At 61.6% G+C, this 4,279-nt stretch carries 5 protein-coding genes; 1 reads left to right on the top strand and 4 read right to left on the bottom strand.

The genetic code is table 11. The features are described from left to right. The 4 genes from EN750_RS20800 to EN750_RS20785 form a co-directional block, all read right to left on the bottom strand. Positions 1-298, bottom strand: a 298-nt coding sequence (locus tag EN750_RS20800) for a TrbC/VirB2 family protein (RefSeq protein WP_127397509.1), incomplete at its 3' end; no start/stop codon positions are given. Positions 299-310: 12 nt separating this feature from the next. Then, positions 311-1,279, bottom strand: coding sequence for a P-type conjugative transfer ATPase TrbB (gene trbB, locus EN750_RS20795; RefSeq protein WP_024502850.1), 969 nt, complete (start codon positions 1,277-1,279; stop codon positions 311-313). Further along, complete coding sequence (locus tag EN750_RS20790) at positions 1,276-1,689, bottom strand: CopG family transcriptional regulator (RefSeq protein ID WP_095488561.1); 414 nt, start codon at positions 1,687-1,689, stop codon at positions 1,276-1,278. Before EN750_RS20790 ends, trbB begins: the two co-directional genes overlap by 4 nt. A gap of 116 nt (positions 1,690-1,805) precedes the next feature. Next, the gene (locus EN750_RS20785) at positions 1,806-3,830 is read right to left on the bottom strand and encodes a conjugal transfer protein TraG (RefSeq protein ID WP_024502848.1); all 2,025 of its coding nucleotides are present in this window, start codon (positions 3,828-3,830) and stop codon (positions 1,806-1,808) included. 248 nt (positions 3,831-4,078) lie between these two features. On the opposite strand from EN750_RS20785, the gene EN750_RS40000 reads away from it, so the two are divergent. Then, positions 4,079-4,279: hypothetical protein (locus tag EN750_RS40000; RefSeq protein ID WP_210212757.1), on the top strand; the 201-nt coding region annotated here is incomplete at its 3' end.

Below are 4,279 nucleotides of genomic sequence, written 5' to 3'. Positions count from 1 at the left end.
CCCCACCACCGAAGGAGAAGAAGGAGAGGAAGAAGCTCGATGCCGCGAAGGCGATTGACAGACCGAAGACGATCTGAATCAGGCGCCGAAAACCACCGGCGGTGTCGCCGAAGGCAAGCGTCAGGCCGGTGGTGATAATGATGATCACCGCAACGATCTTGGCGACCGGTCCCTGCACGGACTCCAGGATCTGCTGCAGCGGCTGCTCCCACGGCATGCCGGAGCCGGCGGCATAAACCGGGGCCGTGTTAAGAAAGGCGAGCGCTGTGGACGAAAGAAAGCGAAGCTTCTTGCGCATGAGGAAGGCCTTTCAAAGCTGCTGGAGTTGCGAAAGCGTGAGCGGGGCAACGGCGTAATCGCCGCTGCCGTCGAGACCGGTGACCTCGGCGATTGCGTCGATGTGGCGCGACGAGCCGCGTCCCGCTATGAAGACGATCAGATCTATCGCCTCAGCGATGAGCCGGCGGGGAACGGTGACCACCGCTTCCTGGGCGAGTTGCTCAATGCGATAGAGAGCCGAGCGCGCGGAATTGGCGTGTACGGTAGCGATGCCGCCTGGGTGCCCGGTGTTCCATGCCTTCAGCATGTCGAGCGCTTCCGCGCCCCTCACCTCGCCCACGATGATGCGGTCCGGCCTGAGCCTCAGCGTCGAGCGCACGAGATCGGCAAGGGTGACCGAGCCCCGCCTTGTTCTCAGGGCAACGCAGTCCCTGGCCGCGCACTGCAGTTCGCGTGTGTCCTCGATCAGGATCACCCGATCGTCGCATTCGGCGACTTCAGCCAGCAGAGCGTTGGCGAGTGTTGTCTTCCCCGAGGAAGTGCCGCCGGCGATCAGCATGTTGCGCCGCTCGCGGACGGCCTTTTTCAGCGCATCGGCCTGCAGCGGCAGCATGATGCGTTCGGCAACATAGTCGGCCAGGGTGTAGACTTTCGCGGCGGGCTTGCGGATGGCAAAACATGGCGCCAACACCACAGGTGGCAGCAGGCCTTCGAAGCGTTCGCCAGACGGCAATTCGGCACTGACGATCGGGTTGTCGGCGTGCGCCTCGGCGCGCACGTGCGAAGCAACCAGGCGGATGATACGTTCTGCCTCGGACGGGTGCATGTGAACGTCGGTATCGACCCGACCTTCGCCTAACCGGTCGAGTCGCAGCGCGCCGTCGGGATTGACCATCACCTCGATGACGGACGGATCGGCCAGGGCTTCGGTGATTGCCGGACCCATGGCGGTGCGCAGCATGACACGCCGCCGGTGGTCGGCCTCGGGATGAGAGCTCATCCTTCCCCTCCCCCACCATTGTCTTTGCTAAGCGACTTTTTGCCGGAAGCGATCTGGCGGCCGACCTTCTCAACGAATTTCTCGAAACGCTCTTGGGCAATAGCCTGCGTTGCCCGATCCGGGACCGGCGTGTGGGCGTGAAGGGTGATCGAAAAGCGGATGAAGAGCGCCAGGCTCTCCAGGATCACCTCGGAATCGCGCCTGACGTGGGCAAGATCGCGGGAGAGCCGGTCAAGCCTTACGCCGTAGCGCCGATCGAACTCGCTCTCGCCACGCCGCTCGATGAACGCCTCGATCGCCTTCGCCACGATCGCTGATTTGGTCGTTGACGGATCGCGACTGAGGTTGTCCAGTTTCTCGCTGAGCTCCGGCTCAAGCAGAAACTGATGGCGAATGCGGTGCGGCTTCATGCGGCTCGTTCCGACGGCCCGGCGTTGCGCCGGCGACGGGAGAAGCATCGGCCAGACGCTCAAAATTGCTTATGGCCGTTATCTACGCTGAGGTGCGCTCTGCAACTCAGCGGACTTCAGAAGCCGGGAATGACATCGTCGCCCCTGCCCTCGTTGATACCGTAGGCGCGGGCCGCAGTGGAAATCCGATCCATGACACGCTTGTCCGCGAGCGCTTCGCTGTCATCGTCTGCGGGCTTGTACAGATCGGCCTGATCGGGCTCTTGAGAGACAACAACGTCTTCTTCGGGCAGGCTTGGATGGCGTTGCTGCTGAACGCCTCCCTCGTCTTCAACTGGCGCGTCGGCGCTTTCCTCGTCCGCAGCAAGTCGGCTATCGACGCTGCACACTTGTCCAGTCCAGCCGTCCGGGCGTGATGCAGGGCAGTCCGCATAGGGTCCGTCGTGCAGCACCGGCGCAGGCAGCACCCGATCTGTGAAATTCTGATCCTGATAATAGCGCAGCTTCTTGGCGCGGATCGGCGGCAACCCAGAAACCAGGACCAATTCGTCTGACGGCGGCAATTGCATCACCTCGCCTGGCGTCAGGAGCGGGCGCGCGGTTTCCTGGCGGCTCACCATGACATGTGAAAGCCAGGGCGCAAGCCGATGGCCCGCATAGTTGCGCATCGACCTAAGTTCGGTTGCGGTGCCGAGGGCATCCGAGATGCGCTTGGCCGTGCGTTCGTCATTGGAGGAAAAGGCAATTCGCACGTGGCAATTGTCGAGAATAGCATTGTTCTCGCCATAGGCCTTTGAAACCTGGTTCAAAGATTGTGCGATCAGATAGGAGCGAATGCCATAACCTGCCATGAAGGCGAGCGCCGTTTCGAAGAAGTCGAGGCGACCGAGCGCCGGAAACTCGTCCAGCATCATGAGCAGCTGATGCTTACGGCTCTTCTTCGGGTCCCCCTCCAGACGCTCCGTCAACCGCCTGCCGATCTGGTTCAAGATCAGTCGCACCAAAGGCTTGGTGCGCGAGATATCCGAAGGCGGCACGACCAGATAGAGCGACAGCGGTCGCTCTCCATCCACTAGGTCAGCGATGCGCCAGTCGCAGGACGAAGTGGCCGCCGCGACCGTTGGATCACGATAAAGCCCAAGAAAGGACATGGCGGTCGAGAGGACGCCTGAGCGCTCGTTTTCCGACTTGTTCAGGAGTTCGCGAGCCGCCGAGGCCACTACGGGATGGACCTGAGGGTTATGCCCCGTCCCGAGATGGTTTGTCGTCATCATCCGCCGTAGCGTTGCGGCAAACGAGCGTTGCGGGTCCGACAGGAAGGTGGCGACGCGGGCTAGCGTCTTGTCCTCTTCAGCGTAGAGCACGTGCAAAATGGCGCCAACTAGGAGTGAATGGCTGGTCTTCTCCCAGTGATTCCGTCGCTCCAGCGCGCCCTCGGGATCGACGAGGATGTCGGCGATGTTTTGAACGTCCCGGATCTCATCTGGGCCTTTGCGCACCTCCAGCAGCGGGTTGTAGCGTGCCGATCTCGGGTCGGTCGGATTGAACAGAAGGCAGTACGAGAATTTCGACCGCCAGCCGGAGGTCAACTGCCAATTTTCGCCTTTTATATCATGAATGATGGCAGACCCGGTCCAGGAAAGTAGCGTTGGAACAACCAGCCCCACGCCCTTGCCCGAACGCGTCGGCGCAAATGCCATGACGTGCTCCGGGCCGTCATGGCGCAGATAGCGATCGTTCAGCCTACCGAGGAAAACGCCCGCCGGCCGTAACAACCCTGCCGTCTCGACCTCATGAGTCGTGGCCCACCGTGAAGACCCATAGGTCGTAACCGACCCGCGCTGTCGCGCGCGCAAAAGCGAGCCTGCGATTGCGGCGGCACAGCCCAGGAATCCGCTGGCGCCTGCAAGCGTACCGGCTTTGTCGAAGACCTCCGGCGCATAAGCATCGAAGTGGAACCACCATTCAAACAGCTTCCACGGCTTGTAGATTGGCCAGCCGGCGAAGAGAAACCATGGTGCGCCGAGAGGCGTCTGGTAGGTCAGCATTTGAGCGCACCATTGGGTTGCCGTCCATACGCCGATAATGACAATTGCGCACACAACGGCGATCTGCCCGATCAGTAGCTTCGTAGGTGTCATCGGCTTGGCCCGCTGAACAACGCGACCTAGCATCGCGCGGTGCAGCCGGGACAGGAATGTTCCTCACATACGATTTGGGAGCAATGAACGACTTCCTACTATGCAGGTCGGTCAGCACGCGTGTTGCGCCTTCACGCGACACCATCCTCTCCATTCACCCTGAGGCCCGGCGCCGCCGACAGTTGCGTGACCGCTCCTCCGCAAAGTTATCTTCTGCGTTCAGGGAGCCAGGGCGCCTGGGCTGGCTGATGAACACCGTCCGCTCGCGCATGTGGGGTCGAATTGATTTGTGCCCAAGTGGAGGCAGGCTCATCATTCAACAGTTGCCGCAGTTCCCCTGGCTCGAACGCCATCATTGGTGGGGAGGCAGGCTCGTCTTCCAACAGTTGCCGCAGTTCCCCTGGCTCGAACGCCATCATCGGTGGGGAAGCGGGTTCATCCTCCAACAG

It is taken from the genome of Mesorhizobium sp. M7A.F.Ca.ET.027.03.2.1 (genome assembly GCF_003999175.1).
In the GTDB taxonomy this organism is placed as follows: domain Bacteria; phylum Pseudomonadota; class Alphaproteobacteria; order Rhizobiales; family Rhizobiaceae; genus Mesorhizobium.
The sequence above is the reverse complement of the archived record's forward strand: the minus strand, read 5'-3'. Positions and strand labels throughout refer to the sequence as shown.

What these genes read in the sequence shown, in the direction of transcription:
- EN750_RS20790 (WP_095488561.1), bottom strand. Translation starts at nt 1,689, where the DNA reads ATGAAGCCGCACCGCATTCGCCATCAGTTTCTGCTTGAGCCGGAGCTC.
- trbB (WP_024502850.1), bottom strand. Translation starts at nt 1,279, where the DNA reads ATGAGCTCTCATCCCGAGGCCGACCACCGGCGGCGTGTCATGCTGCGC.
- EN750_RS20785 (WP_024502848.1), bottom strand. Translation starts at nt 3,830, where the DNA reads ATGACACCTACGAAGCTACTGATCGGGCAGATCGCCGTTGTGTGCGCA.